The 2,863-nt window shown below is 62.5% G+C and carries 1 protein-coding gene; it reads right to left on the reverse strand.

Going from position 1 to position 2,863, the window contains the following annotated elements:
* Positions 1 to 81 precede the first annotated feature (81 nt).
* Positions 82 to 2,863 (reverse strand): hypothetical protein (locus SGJ19_09005; protein ID MDZ4780377.1); only part of this gene is annotated, 2,782 nt, incomplete at its 5' end.

Consider the following 2,863-nt stretch of genomic DNA (forward strand, 5'->3'; position numbering starts at 1 on the left):
CCGCATGGCATCCGAGCCTCCAGGGTGCAATCGGAATTCCAATTCCGACCGCAAGTGTTTAACCTGAAGCAGACCGAATCGTCAACAGAGCCTAGTGCGGCTGCCGACGCCCAGCGCCCTGAGCAAGTCCTGCAGTAAAGCGGGCTGTAGCTCCACTTCATTGAGCTTTTCCGGATCAACCATGATCGCGGCGTAATCGATTGCCGAGTCGCGCGAGTGCATCGGCCGACCATAATGTTCAACCCCCATTGGCCAGTCATTGATGCCGTACAATGCCTTGGCTCGAGCATGATGCGAAGTCAGCGGACAAAAATGAACGGCCAGCAGCCCCCGCGACGGCCGAGACGTGTTTCCAATTACCAGGGGCTGTTTGTCGACGGCGAGCGCGAAACCGGGAGGCAGCGCCCCGTTGATCTCGTCGACGGCCTGCCCGACGAGTTTCGTTTGTAACTTGGTCCCCTCGACACGGACGTAAATCAATCTTGGACGGCCGACCTGCTGATTCGGCTGCAATTCTCGCGGCGGCTGTGACGACCAGATCTCGATCTTGGCGCGATTGTCGGCGAAGGCTAGTGCCGCGAAGGCGTGCTCCTCTTCGCGCGACACGAGCTCGGCGACTTCATCCTGCGTCGGCGTACCGCCCACTTCGAACTGCAAGATGCCGTCAATTGACGCCAAACTGGGCGCGAAGCCGGGCTTGCAGCGCCCGCGCCAGCCATGCAGCCGCTCGCCGGCGCGGAATAGCAAGTAACATGCGTCGGCGGCGGCCGCATTCCGACGAGGGGATTCGTCGGCGCGGGAATCGACAAGGTCGATCCAAACCCAGCGGTCGGAAATAGAGTTTCCCAAGCCAACTGTGTCAGCGTCGATGGCGACCGTCGCGGTCTGTTTCTGATCGCTGGGGGATCTTGTGAGCATCGTGACGCGCGACGTGCTTGCACCCTCATTGCCGGACGATTGCAAGTTCGCGATTTCGCCACGCCAGCTTTTCCCAAAAGCTGAGGCCACGGCGCCAGCGGATGCCGCCGGCGTCGGGTCGGGAGCGGCATCGTGCGAGGCAGCGTGTAGCCACGCAAAGGCGGCGCATCGCTCGGCGGCGGTGGGGAGCGTGCTGGCCCAACGGTAAGCAGCGGCCGCGTGCCCGGCCTGACGTAGAGGTCGTCGTTTTGCCAACTCGCGGACAACGCGGACGCGATACAGATTCTCCGGTGAAACGAAAGCCAAAGCGCGCGTCGCGCCCGCCTCGTCGTCTGCCCGAGCCGCGCCCAACGCCGCGTAGAGCGCGACAAATTCGTCGTGTCCAGGCAAGAGGTCCGCAAGGCGTTCGAGAGCTTGTTCGTACTCGCCCAACAATGCAAGTCCGGCTAAGCGGTGAGCGACGGTGGTTGGCGATTGGGAAATCGACGACTGATCCATCTGGCGCTCAAACTCGCTTCGGTCTCCACGTTCCGCGGCCGCCATGGCAAGTTCGCACAATTGTTCAGTGCAATCACTCTTGCCAGACGCCACGGTCTCGACAAGATTGAGTGATGTGTAATCGCCCGAATGACGCACGGCGATCGCCATCGTCTCGAGCATCGATGCCGGCGCCACCTTGGAGTCCCCGAAGCAGTTCGGCGCCAAGCGTCCCCAGGCGGCGCTTTCAGAGGAGATCAGTGCATAGCCCAAAATGCGGCCCAGGGAATGCTTGGGAGGCGGATTCTCGGCCAAGTCGCTGAGCACGGCGTCCGCGGCGGACGGCTGGTGCAAATCCATTGCGAGTTCAAGCAATCTTTCCCAGCACTCCGATCGCGCTTCCGCATCGCTGGTCTGCCGCGCCGCTTGTCGCGCCTCGGACCAGGCTTGGGTCGACTTTCGCTGATCGAGCGAGTTGAGCGCCGCGGCGAGTTCGCCCTTGCCGAACACTTCCTCGCGCGACGAACTGCCTGCGATCGCGGCGTCGGCGTGTTCCAGCCAGAATGCCTGGTTCGCGCGCGCGATCTCGCCAAAGAGCTGTTCTTGTTGTGGAGTCGCCCTGTTGGTCAGTACGAGCTGCGCCAGGAATTCCAGCTTCACGGATGGCGATTCGGCGCGTGAAATGGCCGCCGCTAATGCATTCCAATATTCCTGTTCGTAGGACACAGCCAGTTCTTGTAGTTTCCCGACGGTGTCCTGCATTTTGAGTTCGGCGAATCTGCGCTCTGCCGCGTCGAGCAGTCCGCGCAAGGCGTCCCAACCGGAGCGATGATGGTCGTGAATCAACTGGCTGCGCGAATTGGTCATGTGATCCAACTGCGCACGCCAGCGGTCCAAATGAGCGCGAACGGGGATCGCATCGGCGCATAGCTTGAGGTGTTCGGCCAGTTGGACTTCCAGGCGGTCCGCCAGGCTGCAAAACGTGCGGGATTGAAACTGCAACGAGAGTTCCCGCGCCTTTTCCACTTCATTCTGATCCGCCTCCCAAAGTCGCGGACTCAGCGTTGGCAATCCTGCGGCGCTGACCTGGTTGAGTGAATCGCGCAATTGCGCCATGCGCTGGCGAAGCTCCTCGTCGAGAATCGGCGCTCCGCTCTGCCGTGGCGCCGGCGGCGCGGGAACATAGATTGGTTCAAACGACTGTTTCATCGCCGCCGACGCCACGAGTGCGGCGACCGGCAATGCAATGATGCCGCCGATCGCGGCCAAGCGTCCCGCGGTAAGCCGCCTTGGTCGGCGAACCGGCGCGTCGGGCGCAGCGGCCTCGGCGCCCAACCGGGCATCGGCTTCGTCTTTGCTTGGCTCCGCTTCCGCCGCTGGCTTGGCGAACAACGCGGCTGCGTCGGCTGGCGCTGATTGTTCGCCGTCGGCATCGCCAAAGTCCGGGCGAATCTCGTAGTCGCCTACC

Source organism: Planctomycetia bacterium (assembly GCA_034440135.1).
Lineage (GTDB): Bacteria > Planctomycetota > Planctomycetia > Pirellulales > JALHLM01 > JALHLM01.